The organism is Polymorphobacter sp., from assembly GCF_051860865.1.
GTDB lineage: Bacteria > Pseudomonadota > Alphaproteobacteria > Sphingomonadales > Sphingomonadaceae > Sandarakinorhabdus.
This window is the reverse complement of record NZ_JBIMKZ010000023.1, coordinates 1-22456: the sequence shown is the minus strand read 5'-3', so window position 1 is coordinate 22456 and position 22456 is coordinate 1. Positions and strand designations below refer to the sequence as shown.

24 protein-coding genes and 2 tRNA genes are annotated in these 22456 nt (G+C 63.5%); 12 read left to right on the top strand and 14 right to left on the bottom strand.

Annotated elements, in window-relative coordinates; translation table 11 throughout:
- The first annotated feature begins 39 nt into the window (after positions 1 to 39).
- Entirely contained in the window at positions 40 to 858 is an 819-nt protein-coding gene (gene dapB / locus ACTIFJ_RS06235; protein ID WP_439533252.1) for a 4-hydroxy-tetrahydrodipicolinate reductase, read from the top strand.
- Here the strand turns inward: dapB and ACTIFJ_RS06230 are convergent.
- A complete protein-coding gene (locus tag ACTIFJ_RS06230) occupies positions 819 to 1301 on the bottom strand; it encodes a DUF2244 domain-containing protein (protein ID WP_439533233.1) in 483 nt (160 codons plus the stop codon). The genes dapB and ACTIFJ_RS06230 overlap by 40 nt on opposite strands.
- A gap of 98 nt (positions 1302 to 1399) precedes the next feature.
- Between ACTIFJ_RS06230 and nth the strand changes: the two genes are divergently transcribed.
- Positions 1400 to 2083, top strand: a complete 684-nt coding sequence (gene nth, locus ACTIFJ_RS06225) for an endonuclease III (protein WP_439533232.1) — start codon at positions 1400 to 1402, stop codon at positions 2081 to 2083.
- A gap of 88 nt (positions 2084 to 2171) precedes the next feature.
- Positions 2172 to 2588 carry a hypothetical protein gene (locus ACTIFJ_RS06220; protein ID WP_439533231.1) on the top strand — a complete coding sequence of 139 codons (417 nt, stop codon included), beginning with the start codon at positions 2172 to 2174 and terminating at the stop codon, positions 2586 to 2588.
- Positions 2589 to 2763: 175 nt separating this feature from the next.
- Here ACTIFJ_RS06220 and ACTIFJ_RS06215 read toward each other — a convergent pair whose 3' ends face one another.
- The 3 genes from ACTIFJ_RS06215 to ACTIFJ_RS06205 all read right to left on the bottom strand — a co-directional run bounded on the left by ACTIFJ_RS06215 (position 2764) and on the right by ACTIFJ_RS06205 (position 4743).
- On the bottom strand, positions 2764 to 3705 hold the full coding sequence (locus ACTIFJ_RS06215; RefSeq protein ID WP_439533230.1) for a hypothetical protein: 942 nt from the start codon (positions 3703 to 3705) through the stop codon (positions 2764 to 2766).
- Between the two features lie 146 nt (positions 3706 to 3851).
- The gene (locus ACTIFJ_RS06210) at positions 3852 to 3989 is read right to left on the bottom strand and encodes a hypothetical protein (RefSeq protein ID WP_439533229.1); all 138 of its coding nucleotides are present in this window, start codon (positions 3987 to 3989) and stop codon (positions 3852 to 3854) included.
- Positions 3990 to 4068: 79 nt separating this feature from the next.
- Positions 4069 to 4743 carry a recombinase family protein gene (locus tag ACTIFJ_RS06205; RefSeq protein ID WP_439533228.1) on the bottom strand — a complete coding sequence of 225 codons (675 nt, stop codon included), beginning with the start codon at positions 4741 to 4743 and terminating at the stop codon, positions 4069 to 4071.
- A 294-nt stretch (positions 4744 to 5037) separates the two neighbouring features.
- Here ACTIFJ_RS06205 and ACTIFJ_RS06200 point away from each other — a divergent pair, with 294 nt between their 5' ends.
- The 4 genes from ACTIFJ_RS06200 to ACTIFJ_RS06185 are packed head-to-tail and all read left to right on the top strand — an operon-like array spanning position 5038 to position 10561.
- Positions 5038 to 6738: a site-specific DNA-methyltransferase gene (locus tag ACTIFJ_RS06200; RefSeq protein WP_439533227.1), complete on the top strand. Its 1701-nt coding sequence runs from the start codon at positions 5038 to 5040 to the stop codon at positions 6736 to 6738.
- 2 nt (positions 6739 to 6740) lie between these two features.
- Positions 6741 to 9347, top strand: coding sequence for a DEAD/DEAH box helicase (locus ACTIFJ_RS06195; protein ID WP_439533226.1), 2607 nt, complete (start codon positions 6741 to 6743; stop codon positions 9345 to 9347).
- A 25-nt stretch (positions 9348 to 9372) separates the two neighbouring features.
- Positions 9373 to 9531, top strand: coding sequence for a hypothetical protein (locus ACTIFJ_RS06190; RefSeq protein WP_439533225.1), 159 nt, complete (start codon positions 9373 to 9375; stop codon positions 9529 to 9531).
- A gap of 25 nt (positions 9532 to 9556) precedes the next feature.
- Positions 9557 to 10561 carry a restriction endonuclease gene (locus ACTIFJ_RS06185; RefSeq protein WP_439533224.1) on the top strand — a complete coding sequence of 335 codons (1005 nt, stop codon included), beginning with the start codon at positions 9557 to 9559 and terminating at the stop codon, positions 10559 to 10561.
- Positions 10562 to 10807: 246 nt separating this feature from the next.
- On the opposite strand, the gene ACTIFJ_RS06180 is transcribed toward ACTIFJ_RS06185, so the two are convergent.
- From ACTIFJ_RS06180 to ACTIFJ_RS06140, 9 genes are all read right to left on the bottom strand, one after another.
- The gene (locus ACTIFJ_RS06180; RefSeq protein WP_439533223.1) at positions 10808 to 11143 is read right to left on the bottom strand and encodes a hypothetical protein; all 336 of its coding nucleotides are present in this window, start codon (positions 11141 to 11143) and stop codon (positions 10808 to 10810) included.
- A 351-nt stretch (positions 11144 to 11494) separates the two neighbouring features.
- Positions 11495 to 12022: a hypothetical protein gene (locus ACTIFJ_RS06175; protein WP_439533222.1), complete on the bottom strand. Its 528-nt coding sequence runs from the start codon at positions 12020 to 12022 to the stop codon at positions 11495 to 11497.
- Positions 12023 to 12297: 275 nt separating this feature from the next.
- Positions 12298 to 13932: a site-specific integrase gene (locus ACTIFJ_RS06170; RefSeq protein WP_439533221.1), complete on the bottom strand. Its 1635-nt coding sequence runs from the start codon at positions 13930 to 13932 to the stop codon at positions 12298 to 12300.
- An 88-nt stretch (positions 13933 to 14020) separates the two neighbouring features.
- Positions 14021 to 14095: transfer RNA gene (locus ACTIFJ_RS06165), tRNA-Phe, on the bottom strand.
- 22 nt (positions 14096 to 14117) lie between these two features.
- Positions 14118 to 14288 (bottom strand): DNA gyrase inhibitor YacG, encoded by a 171-nt coding sequence (gene yacG / locus ACTIFJ_RS06160; RefSeq protein ID WP_439533220.1) that lies wholly within the window; start codon positions 14286 to 14288, stop codon positions 14118 to 14120.
- Positions 14278 to 15285 (bottom strand): ribonuclease, encoded by a 1008-nt coding sequence (locus ACTIFJ_RS06155; protein ID WP_439533219.1) that lies wholly within the window; start codon positions 15283 to 15285, stop codon positions 14278 to 14280. The genes yacG and ACTIFJ_RS06155 overlap by 11 nt, the downstream gene beginning before the upstream one ends.
- Complete coding sequence (locus tag ACTIFJ_RS06150) at positions 15278 to 15853, bottom strand: Maf family protein (protein WP_439533218.1); 576 nt, start codon at positions 15851 to 15853, stop codon at positions 15278 to 15280. Before ACTIFJ_RS06150 ends, ACTIFJ_RS06155 begins: the two co-directional genes overlap by 8 nt.
- Positions 15850 to 16167 carry a 2Fe-2S iron-sulfur cluster-binding protein gene (locus tag ACTIFJ_RS06145; protein ID WP_439533217.1) on the bottom strand — a complete coding sequence of 106 codons (318 nt, stop codon included), beginning with the start codon at positions 16165 to 16167 and terminating at the stop codon, positions 15850 to 15852. Before ACTIFJ_RS06145 ends, ACTIFJ_RS06150 begins: the two co-directional genes overlap by 4 nt.
- Positions 16168 to 16261: 94 nt before the next feature.
- Entirely contained in the window at positions 16262 to 16900 is a 639-nt protein-coding gene (locus ACTIFJ_RS06140; protein ID WP_439533216.1) for a DUF1134 domain-containing protein, read from the bottom strand.
- A gap of 159 nt (positions 16901 to 17059) precedes the next feature.
- On the opposite strand from ACTIFJ_RS06140, the gene ACTIFJ_RS06135 reads away from it, so the two are divergent.
- The 3 genes from ACTIFJ_RS06135 (at position 17060) to ACTIFJ_RS06125 (ending at position 19653) form a co-directional block, all read left to right on the top strand.
- Positions 17060 to 18361, top strand: a complete 1302-nt coding sequence (locus ACTIFJ_RS06135; RefSeq protein WP_439533215.1) for a UDP-glucose dehydrogenase family protein — start codon at positions 17060 to 17062, stop codon at positions 18359 to 18361.
- Positions 18362 to 18410: 49 nt separating this feature from the next.
- A tRNA-Ser gene (locus ACTIFJ_RS06130) sits at positions 18411 to 18502 on the top strand.
- 458 nt (positions 18503 to 18960) lie between these two features.
- Entirely contained in the window at positions 18961 to 19653 is a 693-nt protein-coding gene (locus ACTIFJ_RS06125) for a response regulator transcription factor (RefSeq protein ID WP_439533214.1), read from the top strand.
- Positions 19654 to 19918: 265 nt separating this feature from the next.
- On the opposite strand, the gene ACTIFJ_RS06120 is transcribed toward ACTIFJ_RS06125, so the two are convergent.
- Entirely contained in the window at positions 19919 to 20158 is a 240-nt protein-coding gene (locus tag ACTIFJ_RS06120; protein WP_439533213.1) for a hypothetical protein, read from the bottom strand.
- Between the two features lie 413 nt (positions 20159 to 20571).
- On the opposite strand from ACTIFJ_RS06120, the gene ACTIFJ_RS06115 reads away from it, so the two are divergent.
- A complete protein-coding gene (locus ACTIFJ_RS06115) occupies positions 20572 to 21249 on the top strand; it encodes a polysaccharide biosynthesis/export family protein (RefSeq protein WP_439533212.1) in 678 nt (225 codons plus the stop codon).
- A gap of 91 nt (positions 21250 to 21340) precedes the next feature.
- Positions 21341 to 22456 (top strand): GumC family protein (locus ACTIFJ_RS06110; RefSeq protein WP_439533211.1); only part of this gene is annotated, 1116 nt, incomplete at its 3' end.

Sequence of the window (22456 nt, the reverse complement as noted above, 5' to 3'; positions counted from 1 at the left end):
CTTGCGCGCGGGGGCGGGCTGCGCCAAACCACGGGCATGATGAACAAAGCGCCTGTCCGAATTGGCGTCCTGGGGGCCGGCGGCCGCATGGGCGCGGCGATCATTGCCGAACTGGGCAGCGGCAGCTGGCCTGGTCTCGCGCTGGCTGGCGCCATTGAGCGGGCCGGCCATCCCGATATCGGCAGCCGGTTGGGCGAGGCCTTCGGCCCGGCGATGACGCTCGGCTCCAATCCGCAGCCGCTGGCGCATGCCAGCCAGGTGCTGATTGACTTCACCACGCCGGCCGCGCTCGAAGCGACGCTGGATGCCTGTTGCGACGGGCGCGCGGCGCTGGTGGTCGGCACCACCGGACTCGAGCCGCATCATCATGCGCTGATCGACCGGGCAGCGGCCAATATTGCCGTGCTGCAGGCCGCCAACACCAGCCTTGGCGTTGCGCTGCTGTCCCGGCTGGTCGAGCAGGCGGCGCGGGCACTGGGGCCGGACTGGGATATCGAGATCAGCGAGCTGCATCACCGCCAGAAGTCCGATGCGCCCTCGGGCACGGCGCTGGCGCTCGGCGCGTCGGCGGCGCGGGGCCGCGGCATCGACCTCGGCCAGCGCAGCGAGCGTGGCCGAGACGGGGTCAGCGCGCGGCGACAGCCGGGCAATATCGGCTTCTCCAGCCTGCGCGGCGGCACAGCGGCGGGCGATCATATGGTGCTGCTGGCTGGCGACGGGGAACGGATCGAGCTTTGGCACCGCGCCGAGAACCGGGTGATCTTCGCCCGCGGGGCGTTGCGGGCGGCGGCCTGGCTGGCCGGCAAGCCTGCCGGGCGCTACGCTATCGACGACGTGCTCGACCTGCCCGACCGGTAACGCTCCAGCCCGGCGCTGATCACCTCGCCCACCTCCCGCCGTTCGCCGGGGGAGAGGAAGCGGCCGACGCTGACCCGGCGGCCGTGCGCCGCCAGCCACAGCCGGACATCGCCGAGCGGGGTTTCCTCCAGCTGGACCCGCGTCCACAGCGGCTCGAAGCCGAAGCGGCGTTCGGTGCCTTTGGCCGAGACGCGCAGCAGCTCTAGCCGGTCTTCGGCGAGCACCAGCCGCTCATGGCCGCGCCCCGAGGCATAAGAGGCGCGGAACGCCCACCACAGCAGCAGCACGTCCAGCGCCATGAACGGCAGGATTGGCCAGGCGCCCAGCGCCAGGAAGCGCAGCCCGCCGAGAAAAAAGACGAGGCCGACCCCGCCGAGCACCCAGCGCACATGGCCGCGATCGAACGAGCGGTTGGGGGTCAGGGTGAGGTCGATCACGGTCATCAGCCTTCAGTCATAGCGGCTTCCGGCTGGACTTGCACCGGGCATCGGGTCACATCCCGGCGATGGCCATCGCTGATTCCGCCCGCCCTGCCAAACGCATGACCAAAGTCCAGGTCGAGGGTTTTTATCAGGCCCTCCAGGCCCAGCATCCCGAACCGCGCACCGAGCTGGACCATGTCAATGCCTATACGCTGCTTGTGGCCGTGGTGCTCTCGGCCCAGTCGACCGATGTGGGGGTCAACAAGGCGACGCGGGCGCTGTTCGTGCTGGCCGATACACCGCAAAAGATGGTGGCACTCGGCGAATCGACGGTGCGTGAGCACATCAAGACCATCGGCCTGTTCAACACCAAGGCGAAGAACGTGATTGCACTGTCCGAGCTGCTGATCGCGCGCCATGGCGGTGAGGTGCCGCGCCAGCGCGAGGCGCTGGAGGCGCTGCCTGGCGTCGGCCGCAAGACGGCCAATGTCGTCTTGAACGAGGCCTTTGGCGAGGAGACCTGCGCGGTCGATACCCATATCTTCCGCGTCGCCAACCGCACCGGCCTTGCGCCGGGCAAGACACCGCTTGCCGTCGAGATGGCAATTCTCAAGGCAACGCCGGTGCCTTATCGCCGTCACGCGCATATCTGGCTGATTCTGCACGGGCGCTACATCTGCGTGGCGCGAAAGCCGCGCTGCGACGCTTGTGTCGCGTTTCTCTCCTGCAACTTTCCTGGGAAAGCCGACGTATTGAGTTCAGCGATTGTTCAGGCGGCTGGCCCTAGCAACACCCAGATGTAATGGTTGCGTAGCGTGCTAGTAAAGTGTTTGTGTTCAGGGGTGGTCAGCGTATCGGGCCACCCCCTATTTCGGGTCTGGGAGTTTCGGCATGGGCGCTCGTACTTCTGTATCATTGGCTGTAGTGTTGCTTGGACTTGCCGCCTCCGGTTGTGCGTCGGGTCCCAGACGGGAAGTCGCCGAACTGAAGCCGACCGGCGCCGAACGGATGTGCCTGCAGCTTCAGGATATCCGCAACACCCGCGTGGTCGACGACAGCACGATCGATTTCATCACGCGTAACGGCGATGTGTATCGGAACCGCTTGCCGAACAGCTGCCCCCAGCTCGGCTTCCAGCAGGCATTCAGCTATTCCACGAGCATTACCCAGCTGTGTTCGGTGGATATCATCACCGTGCTGATCCAGGGTCAGCCCGGCATGCGCGGCGCCAGCTGCGGCCTGGGGCCGTTCACGCCGATCGCCAGGGACCGCAAAGCCAGCGATACGCCAGTGCCGCCGGCCGGTTGATTCGCTTCGGGCGTGGCCCTTCGAAGGGCCGCCATTTGTCATTATCGCGATTTAAAAATGGTGCCCGGGGGCGGACCAGAATATCGCCCCGGATACGCATACGTTTTCAATAACTTACAAGACGCCTTGCGGACAGTTGTGTAGCGCGCTGGTAGAGCAGCGCGCAACGCAGACGTTAGGCATCTGACTCGTGTTCCCGAGCGGCAGATATAGCGTTCCGGACCGCCAGATTCCGAAATGGGCGAAGATTGGTTTCCGAGGCTGGCAGAACACGCTGACGGTCGCTCCCTTTGCCAATCTCGTAGCCATTGCGTGTGACTGTCGCAACGAAATCGGAGAGCCATACCTTGCCGCTCTCAATATCCTCGACGAGAGCATGGTAGGCAGGGTCGTTAGAACCCTTGTTGTAATTCAATGGTTCGGCGAAGAGTGACTTCTGTTCTTCGCAGCAGACAACGATGTTGCCAATCTCAAACCTCCATACCAACTCTGGTATTCCATGCCTGCGCTTTCGAGCCTTGTTCTCTCGCCGACACATCTCTTCGATCTTGTCGTCGATCACCTTGTCAAAATCATCTCCCAGCATTTGGTGGATGAACAGCTCGGTACAGTTGACCCATTCTTTTTTCTCGCGGCGCTGGCGCGCTTTCCCGCCGGGGCCACTTCCGATTACCCCAACTTCGCGGCGAATAAGGAAGTCGTAGCGCATTGAGCTCTGCTCCCAGCCTTGAACTTCTTCACCGGTCTCATCATCCACATATGGCCAGAACGGCGTCAGCTCGTAGCTCACACGAAGTGTCCTCGTGATAGAACTCCCGAGGAGTTCAAACGTCATGGGCTCTTCAAATGAGCCAACAAACGCCGGCTTTTCTTCCGAACGGCGACGCTGTTCGGCTGCCTCGGGAGAATCCCAGGCTGCCCTTGCGAGATGGTCCCCTGCTTTCGCCGCTTCGATATCGATGCCAAGCTCTTGCGCAGCCTCAAGCAGAGTAGTTTTGTTGAGAGCGCTGATGTCCGAAAGCTTCCCCACTTGAGTGAGTACATCGGGATGCGAGCGGAGGGCGTAACGCAAGTTGGTCCGCTCTTTCGCGGAAAGTTTGATGGCTTGAGAAGTCACAAACAAATCCTGTCCATCGTTGATGATTGGACACGTGTATGGACAGGACACGGACATGTCCAGAAAAAATGCAGGGCTCAGGGCGAATTCGTCTCAGGTGATTCATCGCTCGCCGGCGCTGAGGTCAGACCATCAGTATCCATGGCTCACTTGCGAATGCCCGTTATCGCCACAACGGCGTCGGGCATGGCGACCTTGAGTTCCTCGGCGGCCTTGCGAGCTGCTTTCAAGGTGCTGTGACTGTCGCCGAACAGGCGGCCGCTCACCTTAAGCCAATAGCGCATGTCAGTGTCCTTTGGAGGTCCCGGGGCCCCTCGGTCCCAAGAAAAAAAGCAGGGCAGGGCAGAAACGAGCGAGAAGCGGTCAGGCGTCCAGCCGGTGCAATAGGTTCCTAACTGATGACGGGTGCCAGCGGCACCTGCGCGGCGTCAACATGCCCCGTTCGTTCAACTCGCGGGCGAGGGTCGCCAGTGATGTGAGGCCGGACTGGCGCAGATCGGCGATGACGGGCGCGAGCTTGGCGGCGTGGAGGTCTGCCGTCTCCTTCACCGCCTTCAGGGCTGCTGCGTTGCCCTTGTTAGCCTTGCGGAGCGCTGCTGCGCCGTTCGGGTTGCCGAGGGTCTGTCCGCGTGCCTTCGCCGCCGCCAAGGCGCTGCGGGTGCGCTCGGCTATGCGCTCGCGCTCGTCCTGCGCGATGACAGCGAGCAGGCCCACGGTGAGGTTGTTCACGTCCGGGTTGTCGGCAGCGATGAACCTGGCGCCGCTGTTGCGCAGCGTGAGCAGGAAGGCGGCGTCCCGACTGAGGCGGTCCAGCTTGGCCACCACCAGCGTTGCCCCGGTGACAGTCGCATGATGAAGCGCGCGGATCAGCTGAGGCCGGTCAGCCCGCTTGCCGGACTCCACCTCCGTGAACTCGGACAGGACGTCCGCGCCCCGGCTGGCGACGAACGCCGCCACGGCTGCACGCTGTGCTTCGAGGCCGAGACCTGACCGGCCTTGCGCTGCCGTCGATACCCGGAAGTAGGTCACCACCTTCATTGCCATGCTCCATACAAGTCTGCGCTACCGTCGTTAGGCGGATTTGTATGGCGGGTCGATTAAGGTGGGACTCGGCTGGACTCAAGGGGGACTCGGCTGGTCGCAAAGGCCCTATGAGGCGCGAGGGGGGCATGGGGGGCCTGAGCGACAGCCTCTCGTATATCCGCCATCTCGAAAATCTGTGCCGGAAGTGACCGCACCTGATCTGTTTACCCGTTTGCCAGTTTGGCGTGCCGCCCGGTTGCCGGGGAGGCGAGGCAGGGGCTAGGGTGCCGGGAAAGGGGAGCATGACCGGTGCCAGAGCTGCAATTCAAGGGCAAGGAATTCGTCTACAACCACCATCTCACCGTGCCCTTCCGGCCCGTGGAGATGCACGCTGCAAAGGGCATTGGTGCGCCCCGGCTGGACGGCAATCTGATCATCCATGGCGACAATCTCCACGCCCTGAAGGCGCTGCTGCCGATGTATGCGGGCAAAGTGGACTGCTTTTACATCGATCCTCCCTACAACACAGGAAAGGATGATTGGAGCTACAGCGACCGGGTGGACGCGCCCATGATTAAGGAATGGGTGAACGATAATCCGATCAACATCGATGACAAATTGAGGCACGATAAGTGGTTGACCATGATGTGGCCACGCGTATCTTTGATTAAAGAATTATTGCGCCCCGGCGGCATTCTATTTGTTAGCATCGATGAAAACGAGGTCGCAGCGGCGACGCTGATGCTTCGCGAATTGTTAGGGGACAACTCACATATTGGAACTTGTATCTGGAAAAATGCTACCGACAACAATCCTACAAATGTTGCGGTTGAGCATGAATATGTCCTAATTTTCTGCCATAAAAGAGACGAAGTTGAGCCGGTCTGGAAATCGCCTTGGTCTGACATCAAAGAGAAAATGGTAGCAGTTAGCAATGAAATCTTATCGGACTTTGACGATCCGGAAATTGCGCAAGCCGCCTATTCTAGATGGTTTCGGCAACATCGTTTGCAGCTTGGGCCACTCGCTGAATACAGCCTTATCGATAGGGGCGGAATCTATACCGCGAGTAGAAGCGTCCATAACCCCGGCAAGGAGGGGTATCGCTGGGAACTGGAAAATCCCTTGACAGGCAAGCCAGTTCCTCAACCTCTTATGGGATATCGGTTTCCTGAAGAGACCCGCGATAAATTGCTTGAACAAGGGCGAATTATTTTCAGTGAGTCAGAGGATCAACTAATCCGGTTAAAACTTCCACTGTCTGAATACAGCGAAAAAATGCCTAGCGTTGTAGAGATAGACGGCAGAAGGGGTGCGAACGAGCTCCGCTCCCTTTTTCCAGAGCGAAAGCAGGCCTTCAAGAATCCAAAGACATACACGCTTATCGAATGGCTCCTCGCTTATGTTGCCAATGACACGGCGCTGGTTGTTGACTCGTTTGCTGGCTCGGGAACAACCGCCCACGCAGTACTAGAGCTGAATCGTCGCGATGGCGGGAACCGACGCTTCATTTTGGCTGAAGGCGAAGATTATGCAGACGAATTGACGGCCGAAAGGGTCCGGCGCGTTATTAACCAACGTGGTGCCGATAACGAGAGATTTACCTATTGCACGCTAGGCGCGCCTATCGAAATGGATAAGATTCTTTCCGGCGATACCCTGCCCGCGCTGGAGGCGATGGCCGGGCTGTTGTGGCACACGGCAACCGCCAAGACCCTGGAGCCGGGCAGCATCACCGCCGCGCCGGAGATTGGCGAGGGGGTGGTGAAGCTGGGCGTCCATGCCGAGCGAACCTATTGGCTGATCTACAAGTCAGACGGGGAGTGGCTGCGTTCCACCGAGGCCGCCCTGTCGCTGGCAAAGGCGCGGGCCATCGCTGCGACGTCAGCGGGCAATCATCTGGTCTTCGCGCCAGCCCGCTTTGTGTCCCGCGAGCTGTTGGTGAAGGAACGGCTGAACGTCGACTATGCGCCGCTGCCCTTCGCCCTCTATCGCCTTGAAACGGCCTGACCATGGCCTTCCGGGAGCTTGTCTATCAGGAGCGGGCGCTGAAGTCGCTGGACGCCTGGTTGGGTCTGTTAGCCGAGGAAAAGGCCAGCTTCGATGAGATAGCGAAGCTGAAGGCTACGAAGCCCGGACTTCCAATCCAGCACCATGACTTCCCGGCCGAGGCTTGGAAGCGAATGGGAAAGCTGCCCGCCGGCAAGGACGGCCCGCGTGAATTCTCGCCGCGCCTGTCTGGCGACGGGCTGCCAGTGCCCAATGTCACGCTGAAGGTGCCCACGGGTGGCGGTAAGACCTATCTTGCCTGTGCAGCCCTCGCGCGCATCTTTGGCCGCTTCATGAATGCCAACAACGGCATGGTGTTGTGGATCGTGCCCAATGAAGCGATCTATTCGCAGACGCTGAAGGCGCTCAGGAACCGCGATCATCTCTATCGCCAAACCCTGGACCGCGTGTCGGCCAACCGCACGATCATCATGGAGAAGACCGACCCGCTCCACGCCCGCGACCTGGAGGCCAACCTGTGCGTGATTGTGCTGATGCTGCAATCATCGAACCGGGAGAATAAGGAGGCGCTGCGCCTTTTCCGCGACCGGGGCGACGTGCATGGCTTTGTGCCGCCCGATGGTGATCAACTGGCCCATGCCCAGCAGAAGGCGGTGATCCCGAACCTCGACATTTACGATCTGGCCGATGGCGGGCCGCCCTGGCCGATGGTGAAGGCGAGCATGGGCAACGCCATGCGAATCGTGCGCCCGGTGGTGATCATGGACGAAGGCCAGAAGGCTGTCTCTGATCTGGCCTATGCCACGCTCTATGGCTTCAACCCGTCGCTGGTGCTGGAGCTAACGGCGACACCGCGCGACGTGAAGCCCCGGCCGGGCAAGCCGGGCCGCATTGCCAATGTCCTGGTCGAAATCACCGGGCGGGAGCTGGAGCGGGAGGGCATGATCAAGATGCCTATGAATGTCCTGCCGGTGGATAGCAGCGACTGGCGGGACACGCTGCGACTGGCGTGGGAACGGCTGGAGGAACTGGAAGCGACGGCGCGGCGGCTGGAGGGCGAAGGCGGCCCCTATATCCGGCCCATCCTGTTGGTGCAGGTGGAGCGCACCGGGGCAGAGCAGCGCGACAGCGGCTATATCCACGCGGAGGATGCGCGCGCCTGGTTGAAGTCTGCCGCCGGGCTGGATGACGCCGAGATTGCCGTGAAGACGGCCGAAGTGAACGATCTGGACAAGCCGGAAAACCGCGACCTTCTCAGCCCGCGTTGTCAGGTGCGGGCGATTATCACCAAGGCGGCACTTGCGGAAGGTTGGGATTGCCCCTTCGCCTATGTGCTGTGCGCTCTGGCCGCCAATGGCAACGAGTCGGCGATGACCCAGCTCGTCGGCCGCATTCTGCGCCAGCCCCACGCCGCCAAGACGGACGTGACGCCGCTGGATGAATGCTACGTCTATGCCCATCGAGCCGACACGAAGGCCACTGTAGAGGCCATCAAGAAAGGGCTGGAGGGCGACGGGCTGGGCGATCTGTCGCAAGACGTCACGCTGCCTGGCACGTCCACGCCTGGCGACGGCGTCCCGCGCAACTTGCCACGGCGGGCGGAGTTCCAGCCGCTTAACATCGCGCTGCCGCAAGTGCTGGTGACGGATGATCTTGGGCGGGAACGGCCATTGGATGCAGAGACGGACCTGTTCCCGCTGGTGGACTGGTCAAGGCTTGACTTGGATGCGCTGGCCGATGCCATTCCGCGCAATGCAGAGGCGGGCAAGATGCAGATGATCAGGCTCCGCGCCGGGGATAAAGGCGTGGAGACGGACGATGCCGAGACCTTCGCCATGGAAGCGCGCTTTGACGCCACCTATGCGGTGCGGATCATCGCTGATCTGGTGCCCAACAGCTTCGCCGCGTGGGATGTGGTGGCCGGGCTAGTCGCCAAGCTGAAGGCGCGCGGCTGGGATGACGTCTTGCTGGGCAAGCTGGGTACACTGGTGGTCGACCGGCTGCGGGCGGCGCTGACGAGGGAGCGGGAGGCTCAGGCCGAGGCCCTGTTCAAGGCTGGGCTGGCGGCTGGCTCCATTCACTTCAGACTGCGGGGTGACGGGGGCGATTGGTTGGCGCCGGAGCATATCCTCACTTCTCAGCCAATAACTGCGCCGGATTTGCGCGGTGCGACGGGCAAGGCTCTGGCTCACAGCCTGTTCCTGCCGATCTACCGGGCTGACTTGAATGACGCGGAGCAGTGCTTTGCTGTCTATCTGGACGATGCATCAGCGGTGCGCTGGTGGCACCGCAACGGCACGGCGCGGGGCAGCTATGCCGTGCGTGGCTGGCGGAGGGGGAATGTCTACCCGGACTTCCTAATTGGCGCTCTTCGCGATGCGACGCAGCGGAAGAGGATCGTGGTAATCGAGACGAAGGGGGAGCAACTCGAAGGCAATCTCGACACGGTCTACAAGCGTGAGCTTCTCGACACGCTAACGACGACGATGGCCGCCAAGCGCCCTGCCAAGGGCCCTGGAGCCGACTTCGAGTTTGCCGCTGCGGTGGTTCTATTTCAAGACTTGGACGCCCGCTTCCCGTCCATCATTGGGGGCGACGGGGCAGCCTGAGTCCCCTTCTCAAGGAGCCAGCGAGATGGTCGATCCAGACACGTCCAACAGCCCCGAAAATGACCCGCCGCGCCCCGAGGACCCTTGGGCCGGCCACGAGGACCGCATGGCGGACTATCTGAAGGCGCTGATGGCCGGCAAGGCCGACCGCATCCCCGCCGCCAAGCCACAGAAGGCCAAGTGAACCTGAGCCGCCGAATGGGAGCAGTATGAGCAATAGCGAGCCGGTTATGTGGGGCCTGCACATGCGCGAGGCGTTGGGCATGAGCCCGATCGAGGAGAATTTCGTGGCCATCGGCTGGGACGAAGTGGGCGACCTCAAGGCCATCGCGCCCAGCCGGGAGGCCTTCAAGGCCGCCGTGACCACAGCGCTGCCCCATCGTAAGCCCGGCGCGATCCCCGGCGATGCCGGAGTGCTCTACCGCTTCAGCGTGGAGATGAAGCTGGGCGATCTCATCATCTTCCCGTGCAAGGTGGACAGGCAGGTTTACATCGGGCGCATCGAGGGGCCTTACACCCACCAGCCCGCCACTGGCCACTGGCCGAACCGGCGCAAGGTGAAATGGCTGAAGGCGCTGCCTCGTGCCAGCTTCACCCAGACGGCGCTGCATGAAATCGGCTCGGCCATCACCTTATTCCGCGTCACCACCCATGCCGATGAGTTTCTGGCGGCGCTCAGCGGAGACACGCCCATCCCGGCCGACCTCGACGAGGCGAGCGCCGAGGAGGTGTCTGCCCAGGTGGAGGAGAGCACCGAGGACTTCATCGTCAAGCGGCTGAAGAGCGCGCTGTCACCTTATGACTTCGAGCGGTTCGTGGCCCATCTGCTTACCTGCATGGGCTATCATGCCCGTGTCACCCAGCAGTCTGGCGACGGCGGCGTGGATATCATCGCCCACCGCGACGAACTCGGCTTCGAGCCGCCCATCATCAAGGTCCAGTGCAAGCAGATGCTAGGCAACCACGGGCGGCCCGAGGTGGCGCAGCTCATCGGTGTTCTCGGGCATGGCGAGCACGGCCTGTTCGTCACACTGGGCGGCTTCACCGCCGAAGCCCGCAGCTTCGAGCGAGGCAAGCCCAACCTCCGCCTGCTCGACGGCGTTGCGCTGGTGGAACTGGTCTACGCCCATTACCACAAGTTCGAGCCGCGCTATCAGGTGCTGCTGCCGCTGAAACGCACCTACGTTCCAGCTCCGGCAAGCAGCAGTGGGTGACCTGACGATCAGGCCGCATTGACGAATCTGGCCCCAAGGATCCGGAGTTATTGTAGGGTCCTGAGTTATCGATGAGACCGGCTTTGAGGACCTCCAATGACGGCGGGGGGCTTAAGGCTCTTAGTTAGGCTGCGGGGAGCCTCAGGGCCCCCGCCGTGTCCTCCCTGCCTCGGGGATCTGGGCGGCCCTGTTACGCCTCTTAGTAATGGCGTTGCGGCACCGTGGGGGCCGGTGGTGCTGTGCTGCTCATGGTCCCTCTACCCCGTCCCATATCAGGGCTTCCATGGCGGGGGATGACCAGCCGGTGATGACGGGGTGGACCTTGGCTGCGCCGTGCTTGCCGGACTGGGCATAATAGGCACGGACCATCGTCTCACCGAGCTGGCGTTCCTGCGAGCGGGGGACGATGAAGCTGTCATGGACCGGGAGGCAGGGTGCGCCTCTGAAGGTCAGATAGTCGAGGACCTTGCTGGCGATGGCGCTGTCCAGATGCTGCAAGCACATGCCGCGCCCAGTGCGGAACCATCCGCCGATGGGCCGGTGGTGCGCCTCCACACGCCGCAGGAACTGCGCCCATGACATGCCGGGCGGAAGGGCCGCTGCGGCTCCTTCAGGTGCCCTTGGGGACTTGCCGGCGGCTGTATTCAGCAGACGGACGATAGCTGCCTTGACGAGTCCGCGTGTGGAGGGCGGCAGGCCGGGGATGAGGTAAGGGTCTGCTTCGGGGGCGAGCGGGTTGTTCTCGAACTGGTAGCATAGGCGGGGATGCATCGACTTGAAGTCGAGTTCGATGGTGGGTTCGCCGTTGATGAGGAGGCGCTGACGGTCTGTCTTGCGGAGCGACTGCCACCAGCCGCCAAAGAAGCGCCCGCCCTCCTGAAAGCTGCTGTTGTTGAAGACGCGATAGAGCTGCCGGGCGGAGCGGTCATTGGATTAAGGCAGCGGTTCCGCGTCGGGCTCCTCGGGGGCCTCTGGAGGCCCTGAGGGCGCTTCTCCATCAAGCTCGATCTGGGTGGCGGTAAGGAGGGCGTTGATGCTGGCGAGGCTCTTCCGGAGGCTGTTGGTCTCCGGGGTGTCGGCATATTCGATCAGCTGCTTGGTCTGGCGGCGTGCCATGGCGGCAGCCTTCAGGCGGATGGTCTCCGTCGTTCCCTTCTGCCCTATGGCGTCGATGGACAGTCCAGCATCCTCCAGCAGCGTGATGAGGGCGGGTGTGGCGCGGACGCGGGTGCGTCTGCCGCGTTCACCGGGGCCACCAAAGTCGTTGGGGGTGCGGTCGAAGAAGCCGGCCGCGCCTTCCGTGAGGCTGGCGGCGCTGAGAAAGGCGGTGACGGTGCGGACCGCGGTGAGAGTGATGAGCCTGTTGCCGTAGCGGCCGTGGTTGAAGTCGTCGGCATTGCGCGGATAGGCGAGGAACCTCGTCGGGTCCGCTCTGGCTGCGGCGTAGAGGTCCAGCAGCATGGCCTCCAACGTGCCGTGTAGGCGGCGGCGGTCTTCCGGGCGGCGGGCGCGTTTGCGGCCTCCGGTGACTTCCAGTTGGGCGAGGATGGCGGAGACGGCTGCCTTACCGCTCTCAGTGATGGCGGCGCGGTCCCAGCGGATGGGGCGGCTGTGGCCCAGTTCGTCACCGGAGAACGGGGACGGGTTCGCAGGGGCTGCTTGGGGGCCTCTGGAGGCCCGCTGGAGTCCGTCGGGTGCCTCTCCGCCACCCTTGGGCCGCCACGACTCAGGGACGCTCACAGGGACTCTGTGGGGGCGTAGAGGTGGGACAGTTCCAGACCGGGATAGGTGATGCGCTCCATGCTCCTGTGCAGCTCGGCGGTGCTGTTGCCGTCGCCATAGCTTCTGCCGGAGCCGGACAGCGCCCGGCCGGTCAGCCGCAGCGCGGCCCCTGTGCCCTCCATGCCTGCCTCGCGAATGCGATCCTCGAACCCGTGGCGGAACGAGTGCATCCCCATGGCCCTGCCGGTAATCTCATGGGCGCGGATAACTCCGGTGAACCATGTCGACAGCTTGGACCCGACCTGCCCCCGGCTGTTGGGGGCGCATTCGGGAAACAGCAGCGGCCCGCCTGCCTTGCGCCGTTCGGCGACATAAGCCGGAAAGCCGATGCGGAGGAGTTCGGTATGGACCGGCACAATGCGGCGGCTAGATTTGGTTTTGATGCTGCGGCCCTCGTGAGGGCGGATGCTGAAGACCAGAATGCCGTCGCGGTCCTCGATGTCCTCCAACCGCAGCCCTGCCAGTTCGGCCAGCCGCGCGCCCGTGTAGAGCGCCATGAGGGGGACCCAGAAGCGCGAGGGCTTGCGGCCTGGATTGCGATTGACGGGCTGCCACGGCGCGGACCCGAAAAGCAGCTTGAGGTCTGCTGGCTTGAACGGGTCGCGGCGGTCTTCGTCTTCAACGGGGTCCGCAACGCTCAGGCCGCTGAACGGGTTCTCGGTGGCCCATTTCCGCTGCACAGCCCACGCGAACATCGCCTTGATGTGGACGAGATAGCCGGTGTTGATGGTCTTGGGGCCGATGACCGGCAGGCCGAGCCTACGGCCCGCTTCGACCGCTTCGGGGACCGAAAGGCCACGGAGGGCTGCACGCTTGCCGATATTGGTGGGCAGTGCCTTGAGCAGGGACAGGATGCGCTCTGCGTCAGCCTCGTTGACGGTGGAGACATCGCGGTCCGGCAGAGCGTCCCGGATCAGCCGGAAGACGGGCGCAATGCCGATCTGGACGGACCTGCTCCACCCCTCCCACTTTGCCTTGCTGTAGGCGTCGATGAGGTCGGCCACGCGTCTACCTGGGGCGGCCTCCGCCGCCGGGTCGGGCGAGGCGATGTTCTCCGGGGTGTAGGCGGTTTCCCCTTGGAGGTGCGCGAGGGCTGCCCTGTGGAGTTCGATGAAGGCCAGCATGAGCATGCGATGCAGCGCGTCGAGGCTGGGGCTGTCTTCGGGGATCGGCAGGTCCTTGACGGCGGTTCTGGCGATGGCGAGGACCGGGCGGAAGTCGTGCCGCCCAAGCATAGCTTTCAGGTCCGCCAGCCGCTCCTGCGTAGTCCGCATGACGGCGGCGTGATCCTCGGCGGGGCGGCGGAGCATGTAGCTGGGCAGCGCCTTGGCGTAGAACTCTGCCGCCAGCCGCTGCACTTCGGGTGCCGACAGGTCACGCTGGGTGTTGTCCGCGAGGCGATCCCGCGCTTCCTTTACCCGGGCGAGGTATGCCGCCGCTATCATCGGCACGCGTTCCGCCGCCCGGCGCTTGTCGCCTTCGCCGGTGGATGCGGTGAACTCGCCGGGAAGAATCGACGCCACATCCTGAGGCCAGCGCTTGCGAACTTGCCAATTCGAGGACCCGGCACGGCGTGAGAGCTTGAACATATCGGAGACGCCCTGTGTTGCATCATTGTGGTGCAATGGGCGCCTGTTTGTCATTGAAATCCAGCTACTTGAGAGGGTTAGGCTGGAATGGTGCCCGGGGGCGGATTTGAACCACCGACACGGGGATTTTCAATCCCCTGCTCTACCCCTGAGCTACCCGGGCGCTCGCTGAGCGAGGGGGCGTCCTAAACCGGGTCTTCGTCGCTGTCCAGTGGGCTTCGATCGGGCAGCGCATAGCTCTCCCCCAGCCAGTGCAGGAGATCGCGGTCGGCGCAGCCCTTTGAACAGAAGGGATGCCAGGCCTGGGCGCGCGGCGCCTTGCCGCAATAGGCGCAAAGAGGAGGTTTAGCTGACATGAGCGGCTGATGTGGCGAGCCCTGGGTCGGCTTGCAAGGTAATCGGCCCGCCGCGAGCCCGCGCCGTCTCCTCGACCAGCGCCGGCCGCGCGGTGAGCCACTCTATCAGTGCTGGGGGGCCGGTCAGCGTAGCGGCGCCGGGGCCACCGCGGGCAGCCTCGCGGAGCAGCGCCAGCGCGCGGTGGCCGGGGGTGCGCGCCGATTCCATCAGCCCGGGATGCCGATGCGGGCGGACCAGCTGGACCAGCCCGAACCCATTGATCGTGGTGACCTCGTACGGTGGCGGCAGGTGCACGGCCAGCGCTTCGGCCAGTTGCCGGTCGTGGGCCTTGCGCGCGGCGCCCTGCAGCGTCGGGAAATCGATGGCGATGCTGCCGGCAAGCCCCAGGCGGCGGATCGCCATGGCCAGCGGGACGCAGGCGGCCTCGGCCAGCGCCGGGGGCGGCAGGGTGCCATCGACGTCGATGACGGTCATCGCCGGCGTCAGGCTGATCGTCAGCAGCCCGGCCGGGAAGCGGACATGGCCGGATTCCGCCTCGGCGACCACCTCGCCCCAGCCATGGGCCTCCAGCGCATCGTCAGCGGCCAGCAGAGGCAGGGTGCGGACCGCGTGCCCTGCCGCCTCCAGCCGGGCCGCCAGCGGCGGACCGGGCGACAGCGCCATCGCCTCGTGGCCGTCCGGTGCCTCGACAAGCGGCCGGGCGCGGGCCAGACGCGGCCGGCCGGCCTCGGGCAGCGCGGCGCGGGTGATCTCCAGCGCCACCAGCCCGCCCTCGGCGGCCAGGGGCAGGGGGGACAGCAGCACCTCGGTGCCGCAGGCCAGCCGGGCGATGCCGCGTTGCCGGGGCACGAGCACATGCGTCAGGCGCGCCAGATGGCGGGCGCCGGGCAGCGGGCCGGCATCGGTGCGTTCGAGATGCGCCTCGAGGAGGGTGGCGCCGTCCAGTACCAGCGCGCGAACGGCGCCGGGGGCGGCTTCCAGCAGCGCTTCAGCCAAGCGGATAGCCTGCGGCGCGGAGCAGCCGGCGGGTTTCGGCCAGCGGCAGGCCGACGATGCCGGACCAGCTGCCCGCCATCCAGCGGACATGGGCCTCGGCCGTGCCCTGCAGCGCATAGCCGCCGGCCTTGCCTTGCCAGTCGCCATCGGCGATCAGCGCGTCGAGGTCTTCGGCGGTCAACCGGTGGAAGATCACCGTACTTTCCGACTCGGCTTCGCGCACCCGGCCGTCCGGATTGACGAGCGCCATCGCGGTGATGACGTGATGGCGGCGGCCCGACATCAGCGCCAGGCAGTGGCGTGCCGTCTCGGCGTCCTCGGCCTTGGGCAGGATGCGGGCACCCACCGCCACCACCGTGTCGGCGGCGAGGACGAAGTGGCCAGGATGGCGCGCGGCGACGCGGCCGGCCTTTTCGCGCGCCAGCCGCCGGGCATGGGCGCGCGGCTGCTCCGCTTTCAGCGGCGTCTCATCGATATCGGGCGCGTCGATCGCAGCGGGCACGATCCCCAGCCGGGCCAGCAGCGCCAGGCGCCGCGGGCTGGCAGAGGCCAGGACAAGCGTGCTCAATCTTCAGGCGCGATGGTGACCCGGAGGCCATCCAGCGCCGGGCTGAAGGCGATCTGGCAGGAGAGGCGGGAGTTGGCGGCCTTGTGGTCCGAGCTGTCGAGCAGGTCGTTCTCGTCGGCATTGGCCGCGCCGGTGCGCGCGCGGTCTTCCTCGGCGACGAAAACATGGCAGGTCGCGCAGGAGCAGCAGCCGCCGCACAGCGCGAGCAGCTCGTCGATTCGGCCTTCGCGGATGATCTCCATGACCGACATGCCGGGCTTTGCATCGAGCGTATGCTCGGTGCCGTCGCGGGTGGTTACGATGATGCTGCTCATGCCGGTCCTGTTCGTGCTGGATTGAAACCTGCCCCTGCCTCTAGCGAGGGTGGCGCAGCGAGGCAATGTGGCGGCAGGGACCGGGGAGCCAGGCTTAGAAGGGGATGAGCTTGCCTTCGCGCGAAAACTTCAGATAGCCGGCATTCAGGCCGATCCGCCAGCCGACGCCGAGTTTCATCGGCACGATGATGATGTTGTCGCGCTGCAGATAGGTCGCACTGACGCCGCCGATCAGATAGGCCTTGCCTTCGCCGGCCGGGAAGCGGCGGAAAATGTCATTGGTGTCGTTCAAATTATAGACCAGCGCGAAGAATTTCGAGCCGCTGCCGCCGATGTCGAAGCCGACCGACGGGCCGGTCCAGTGGATTTTCTGCTCGCCCTCGACCGCATGATAGAGCGTACCCGAGCCATAGCGCAGCCCGAAGATGATGGCGCCGCCGGCCTCGCGGCCGACGATATAGGCATTGGGCTGCCCATAGCTGGCAAAGCTGCGGCGAACCGATTCAGCCAGGCCCTCGGTGCCCTTGCCGAAGGCGTCCTCGGCCGCCCCGAGCACGTCATCTTCGGCATAGGTGACCGGCTTGGGCGGCGGATAGGAGGCCGGCGGGGGCGGCGCAACCACGGGCGGTGCTGCAGCGGGGTTGGACTGGGCAAATGCGGGCGTGCCGCCCCCGGCCAGCAGCACCGTCAACGGTATCAGCAGGCGGGCGATAAGGCCGTGCAGTCGCTGCATGTTTGTCTCCCCGAAAATACGCAATGTTCACATCGTTCGCTTAACGAGCGCTGAGCGGCGAGAAAAGCGTTGCCGGGTGGGCCGGCGATGGTTTCCCTCGCCGGGGTGTGCATGCTAGGCGCCGGGCTGTCGGTGCCGTCTCTTGGAAGGTTGGGGTTAATGCGCGTTGCGATGATCGGATCGGGCTATGTCGGCCTGGTCTCCGGGGCTTGTTTTGCCGATTTCGGCCATCATGTCGTTTGTGTGGACAAGGATCCCGGCAAGATCGAGCGGCTGAACGCCGGCATCATGCCGATTTACGAGCCGGGGCTCGAGCAACTGGTGTCCAGCAATGCTCGCGCCGGGCGCCTGTCGTTCACGACATCGCTGGACGAGGGCATTGCCGGGGCGGAAGCCATTTTCATTGCGGTCGGCACGCCGAGCCGGCGCGGCGACGGCCATGCCGACCTGTCCTATGTTCATGCGGCTGCCTCCGAGATCGCCAAGGCGCTCGATGGCTATGCGGTGATCGTCACCAAGTCGACGGTGCCGGTCGGGACCGGCGACGAGGTCGAGCGGATCATGGCCGAGGCCAACCCCGAGGCGCAATTCGCGGTCGTCTCCAACCCCGAATTTCTGCGGGAAGGGGCGGCAATTGGCGATTTCAAGCGGCCCGACCGGATCGTCGTCGGTACCGAGGATGACCGCGCGCGCGCCGTGATGGCCGAGCTGTATCGCCCGCTGTTTCTCAACCAGTCGCCGATCCTGTTCGTCGGCCGGCGCACCGCCGAGCTGATCAAATATGCGGCCAACGCCTTTCTTGCCACCAAGATCACCTTCATCAACGAGATCGCCGATCTCTGCGAGGCGGCCGGTGCCAATGTCCAGGATGTGGCGCGCGGTATCGGGCTCGATAATCGCATCGGCAGCAAGTTCCTCCATGCCGGTCCGGGCTATGGCGGGTCATGCTTCCCCAAGGATACGCTGGCACTGGTCAAGACTGCGCAGGATCTGGGTGCCCCGATCCGGATTGTCGAGACCGTGGCGGCGGTCAACAGCCAGCGCAAACGCGCCATGGCCCGCAAGGTGATCGCCGCCGCCGGCGGCAACGTGCGTGGTAAGCGGATCGCCGTTCTCGGTCTGACGTTCAAGCCCAATACCGACGACATGCGCGATTCGCCCGCCATCGACATCATCCAGGCGCTTCAGGACGGCGGCGCCACCATCCATGCCTATGATCCGGAAGGCCATGAGCAGGCGGCGCTGGTATTGAACCATGTCGACTATGCCAATGACCCCTATCATGCGCTGGAAGGCGCTGACGCGGCCGTGCTGGTGACTGAATGGGACGTGTTCAGGGCGCTCGACATGGACCGGGTGAAAGCGCTGCTGACCGCGCCGGTGCTGATTGACCTTCGCAATGTCTATGATCCTGCGGAGATGGCGCGGCGAGGCATCCGCTATTCGAGCATTGGCCGTTGATTCGCCCTGTTGCCAACCGGGCGGGGGCACCGGTATAGGCCGTCGCTTCGGAGTCGTGGGTGAGTGGCTGAAACCAGTAGTTTGCTAAACTGCCGATCTGGGTAACCGGATCCGAGGGTTCGAATCCCTCCGACTCCGCCACCCTATTCGCCGGCATTTGCCATCGGCGATCAGGGCGTCACCATCAGCCATAGTCGCCGCCAGGGCCCACTCTGGCGGCGCGTTCCCTATCGAGGGACCGATCGCCATGCCGCCGCGTGACGAAATCCGGCGCATGCCTTTCATACTGCACCGCAGGCAAAACCGCTGGCCCGTCTCACGCGACCCTTCACGCGCAAAGCACCGCAGCGCGGAACCCCGTATTAATACTATAGAGAAAGTACTACATTAGTTTTTGTATTGAAATCGCGAGCAAATCGTCAAATTGTAAATTGATCGGTATAAAGACATCCTTGACGTTCGGACATTATACACAGATCCGAATCGGGGCTTTAGTACTCTGTCGGGCATAATGGGTATGTATTCTTAAATGAATTATGCATCAATGGATCGGAAATTGATTTTTTATTAAGTTTGATGGAGATGCGTTAAATGAATTTTTGGCCATCGGCATCTTGGCGTGTGTTTTCATTGTGACAACGTCGCCGGCCGAGCGCGTTCATGTGGTTGACGATGATCCGGAGTTTCGTCGTGCTATCGAGCTTTTGCTCAGCAGTGCCGGCTATGCCGTCAGCGGCAGCGACGATGGCGATCAGTTTCTGACCGACGACCTGCCACTGCAGACAGGATGCCTGCTGCTTGATCTGCAGTTGCAGCGCGTGCACGGCATGGATGTGCTGGAGTCGCTGGCCAAGCGCAAGGAAGGACCCCAAGTGATCGTCATTACCGGTCACGCCGATGTTGCCGTTGCCGTGCGATCGATGAAGCTGGGCGCGCGCGACCTGTTGCAGAAGCCCTTTCCCAAAAAACGTCTGCTCGACGCGGTCAAGGCGAGTTTTCAAACTCCGGTAAACAAGTTCAGCAGTGACCGGATGCTTGCTGCCCAGAGCCGAATCGCAGCGCTTTCTAAGCGGGAACGCGAAGTTCTCCACGGCTTGGTCGCGGGCATGTCCAACAAATTGCTGGCCTATGAAATGAACCGAAGCATTCGAACCATCGAGATGCACCGCGCACGCATGATGGACCGGCTAGGCGTCAAGACCTTGGCCGATGTGCTACAGATCGCCTTCGATGCCCAATTCACACGAGAACCGACCAGGCCGGTGCGTGACGAGAAAAGGCAGAGTTTCTGAATAGTCGCGAGATTTCTTGCTCAAACGGATTGTTGGGGTGATCGGCCACGCATTTCCTAGGATCGGCGGGCGATCGGCACCTCTGCGTCATCAGAGCCCCCCGGACGCGACGCATGGCCAAATGCCATCATGGGCTCGCCCCACAACATGGGCTCGCCCCACAACCTGACGCCCTCAAATAAGCCAAAACGAAAGCGGGGCAAGCCAGCGCTGTTTCGCTAGCTCGCCCCGCGAGAACGACCAAAAATGGGGAGCCTACGCTCGATCAGGGGCTGACAGGATTGTCTTCACCTTCGGTCGCCACGGTCAGGCCAACCGTCAACCCGCCCAGTGCGACCAATCCCAACAGAACAGCCAACTCTGTTGCCAAACCGCCGCCGGCTGCAGCAGTGCCAGCCACCACGCCACCACCGACCGGGGCCGGGCGGTTCTGTGCAAACGATGGCAGTGGCGTCAGCACAACCGCCGACAACAGCGCGCCCGTCAGAAATTTCTTGCCCAGCATTACGCACTCCCAAACACAATATATCTACGACTGCATATAACAGCCCGGCCCGCGAGACGCAAGAGGTGCGTCCAACCGCAAACGAAATACTGCGCCGCATCGTCCTTATAGATTAATGAAAAACAAATATCTTGTAGTCTAAACTGTCACTTGGAATGTTTGACGAACTAGTGCACATACGCAAGGCAAATTAAGATAATTTGATAATCAGTTGATGATTGTTAATTTTTCGCGAACACGATGTCTGAAATTAAGTTGATATCTGACGTGATTATGAAGCAAGGCCGATGTGGATGAATAGGCGTCATATGAATCCGACAGGTGACAAGAGCGGTGAAGGGGCCAAATTTCCTCTCAACGGGCCGGGCAGCCGGGGCCGCGGTGCGCGCCCACGCGTCGTGCCCGGAAGACTGGTGGCGACGGCGCTGATCGGCGCGATGGTCGTGCTTGCAGGCTGTGCGTCCAAGCGGAGCGGCGACATTCCTTATTCACGCGCCGATTTCGTGTCGCCCGATCTGCCCCGCATGACGTCGACCGCCGACGAGCATCTGTTGCAACCCGGCGACGTCGTCACGGTCAACGTGTTCCAGGTCGAAGCCGTTTCCGGCGACCGGCAGGTCGACCAGAGCGGGCAGGTGCAGATTCCCTTGGTGGGCGCGGTCCCGGCCCAGGGGAAGACGGTGAAGACGCTGGCCGCCGATCTGACTACTCGGCTGGACGCAACCTATTTGCGCAACCCGCGTGTCGAAGTCCTGTTGAAATCGGCGCAGCTTCGCTCGGTGACCATTGACGGCTCGGTCAAGCAGGCCGGCGTCTATCCGATCCCCGGCGACATAACGCTGCTGCAGGCCATCGCGTTGGCGCGCGGCACGGACATGAACGCCAATGAGAAGCGCGTCGTCGTGTTTCGCCAGATAGAGGGCCAGCGCCAGGCCGCCGCCTTCGACCTGACCACCATCAGGAACGGCCAGGACCCCGATCCAGCAATTCACGGCGACGATATCATTGTCGTTGATGGCTCGAAGTCGCGCCAGACGTTTCGTGATTTCGTGATGACGGTGCCGCTGCTCGCGTTCTTCCGAATCTTCTGATCCTCCAGCGACGGACAGCCTCTTGAACGATCAAACCTCCGACGTTTTCGCTTCCAGCGATCGCAATACGCCGGTCGAGGCCGGCGGAGGCATGCGTCGTGCGCTGCGGGCCCCCGAACGTGGCGAGACCATTTTCTACGATGGCCTCGGCCATGATCTCGATCGGTCGGCCTATGCCGATCTTTGGTTGATCATCCTCAAATGGCGTTGGGTGGTACCGGCCGTCATTGTCATCTGCCTCGCCCTTGCGGCGCTGATATCGGTGATGACGACCAAGATCTATCAGGCGTCGGCCACGCTCGAGATCGCCTCGGAAGAGTTCAAGGTCATCTCCACCGAAGAGTCGGCAACGGCATCGGTATCGATGGCGCGGACCGACTATCTGCGCACCCAATATGGCCTGCTGGCTAGCCGCTCGCTGGCCGAACGGGTCGTGCGCGTGCTCAATCTCGCCAGCGTGCCGGGCTATGGCTTCGATGAGGACGAGGCGCCTGACCGAAATATCGCTGCCGCCTCGGCGCGGGCCGCCCAGGTGCTGGTCGATGGCTTTTCGGTCATGCCGGTGCCCGACAGCCGTCTCGTGACGATTTCGTTCGAAGCGCCCGATCCGCGCATGGCCGAGCGCATCACCAACGCCTATGCCTCCAGCTTCATCGCCTCGAATCTGGAACGCAAGACCCGGTCAGCGGTTCTGACCCGCGATCTGCTGGCCAAGCGGTTACAGCAGGCTAAGGAGCGGCTGGAGGCGTCCGAGCGTGCGGCGACCGAATATGCGCGCGATGCCGACATCATCAACATTCAGCCTTCGAGCACCAATGGCGCGACCGGTGGCGAGACGTCGCTGACCTCCTCGTCGCTCGTCCAGCTCAACACGGCGCTTTCCGAAGCTCAGCGCAGTCGTATCGAGGCCGAACAGCGGTGGCGCCAGGCGTCGCAAACCGCGTCCCAGGAGCTGGTCAACCCGACAATCCAGGCGCTGCTGCAGCAGCGGGCGACGCTTAGCGCCCAGTATAGCGAAATGTCGGGGCTCTACCGCGATGTCTTCCCGCAGATGGAGCAGATGCGCGCGCGGATTGCGGACATCAACCGGTCGATCGCGGCCGAACAGGCGCGCATCCGTAGCGCTATTCGCGCCGATTATCTGGCCGCCGCCGCCCGCGAATCGGCATTGAGCGAGCGGGTGGCGGGGCTGAAATCGTCGGTGCTC

What these genes read in the sequence shown, in the direction of transcription:
- dapB (WP_439533252.1), top strand. Translation starts at nt 40, where the DNA reads ATGAACAAAGCGCCTGTCCGAATTGGCGTCCTGGGGGCCGGCGGCCGC.
- ACTIFJ_RS06230 (WP_439533233.1), bottom strand. Translation starts at nt 1,301, where the DNA reads ATGACCGTGATCGACCTCACCCTGACCCCCAACCGCTCGTTCGATCGC.
- nth (WP_439533232.1), top strand. Translation starts at nt 1,400, where the DNA reads ATGACCAAAGTCCAGGTCGAGGGTTTTTATCAGGCCCTCCAGGCCCAG.
- ACTIFJ_RS06220 (WP_439533231.1), top strand. Translation starts at nt 2,172, where the DNA reads ATGGGCGCTCGTACTTCTGTATCATTGGCTGTAGTGTTGCTTGGACTT.
- ACTIFJ_RS06210 (WP_439533229.1), bottom strand. Translation starts at nt 3,989, where the DNA reads ATGCGCTATTGGCTTAAGGTGAGCGGCCGCCTGTTCGGCGACAGTCAC.
- ACTIFJ_RS06205 (WP_439533228.1), bottom strand. Translation starts at nt 4,743, where the DNA reads ATGAAGGTGGTGACCTACTTCCGGGTATCGACGGCAGCGCAAGGCCGG.
- ACTIFJ_RS06195 (WP_439533226.1), top strand. Translation starts at nt 6,741, where the DNA reads ATGGCCTTCCGGGAGCTTGTCTATCAGGAGCGGGCGCTGAAGTCGCTG.
- ACTIFJ_RS06190 (WP_439533225.1), top strand. Translation starts at nt 9,373, where the DNA reads ATGGTCGATCCAGACACGTCCAACAGCCCCGAAAATGACCCGCCGCGC.
- ACTIFJ_RS06185 (WP_439533224.1), top strand. Translation starts at nt 9,557, where the DNA reads ATGAGCAATAGCGAGCCGGTTATGTGGGGCCTGCACATGCGCGAGGCG.
- ACTIFJ_RS06180 (WP_439533223.1), bottom strand. Translation starts at nt 11,143, where the DNA reads ATGTCATGGGCGCAGTTCCTGCGGCGTGTGGAGGCGCACCACCGGCCC.
- ACTIFJ_RS06175 (WP_439533222.1), bottom strand. Translation starts at nt 12,022, where the DNA reads ATGCTGCTGGACCTCTACGCCGCAGCCAGAGCGGACCCGACGAGGTTC.
- ACTIFJ_RS06170 (WP_439533221.1), bottom strand. Translation starts at nt 13,932, where the DNA reads ATGTTCAAGCTCTCACGCCGTGCCGGGTCCTCGAATTGGCAAGTTCGC.
- yacG (WP_439533220.1), bottom strand. Translation starts at nt 14,288, where the DNA reads ATGTCAGCTAAACCTCCTCTTTGCGCCTATTGCGGCAAGGCGCCGCGC.
- ACTIFJ_RS06145 (WP_439533217.1), bottom strand. Translation starts at nt 16,167, where the DNA reads ATGAGCAGCATCATCGTAACCACCCGCGACGGCACCGAGCATACGCTC.
- ACTIFJ_RS06140 (WP_439533216.1), bottom strand. Translation starts at nt 16,900, where the DNA reads ATGCAGCGACTGCACGGCCTTATCGCCCGCCTGCTGATACCGTTGACG.
- ACTIFJ_RS06135 (WP_439533215.1), top strand. Translation starts at nt 17,060, where the DNA reads ATGCGCGTTGCGATGATCGGATCGGGCTATGTCGGCCTGGTCTCCGGG.
- ACTIFJ_RS06120 (WP_439533213.1), bottom strand. Translation starts at nt 20,158, where the DNA reads ATGCTGGGCAAGAAATTTCTGACGGGCGCGCTGTTGTCGGCGGTTGTG.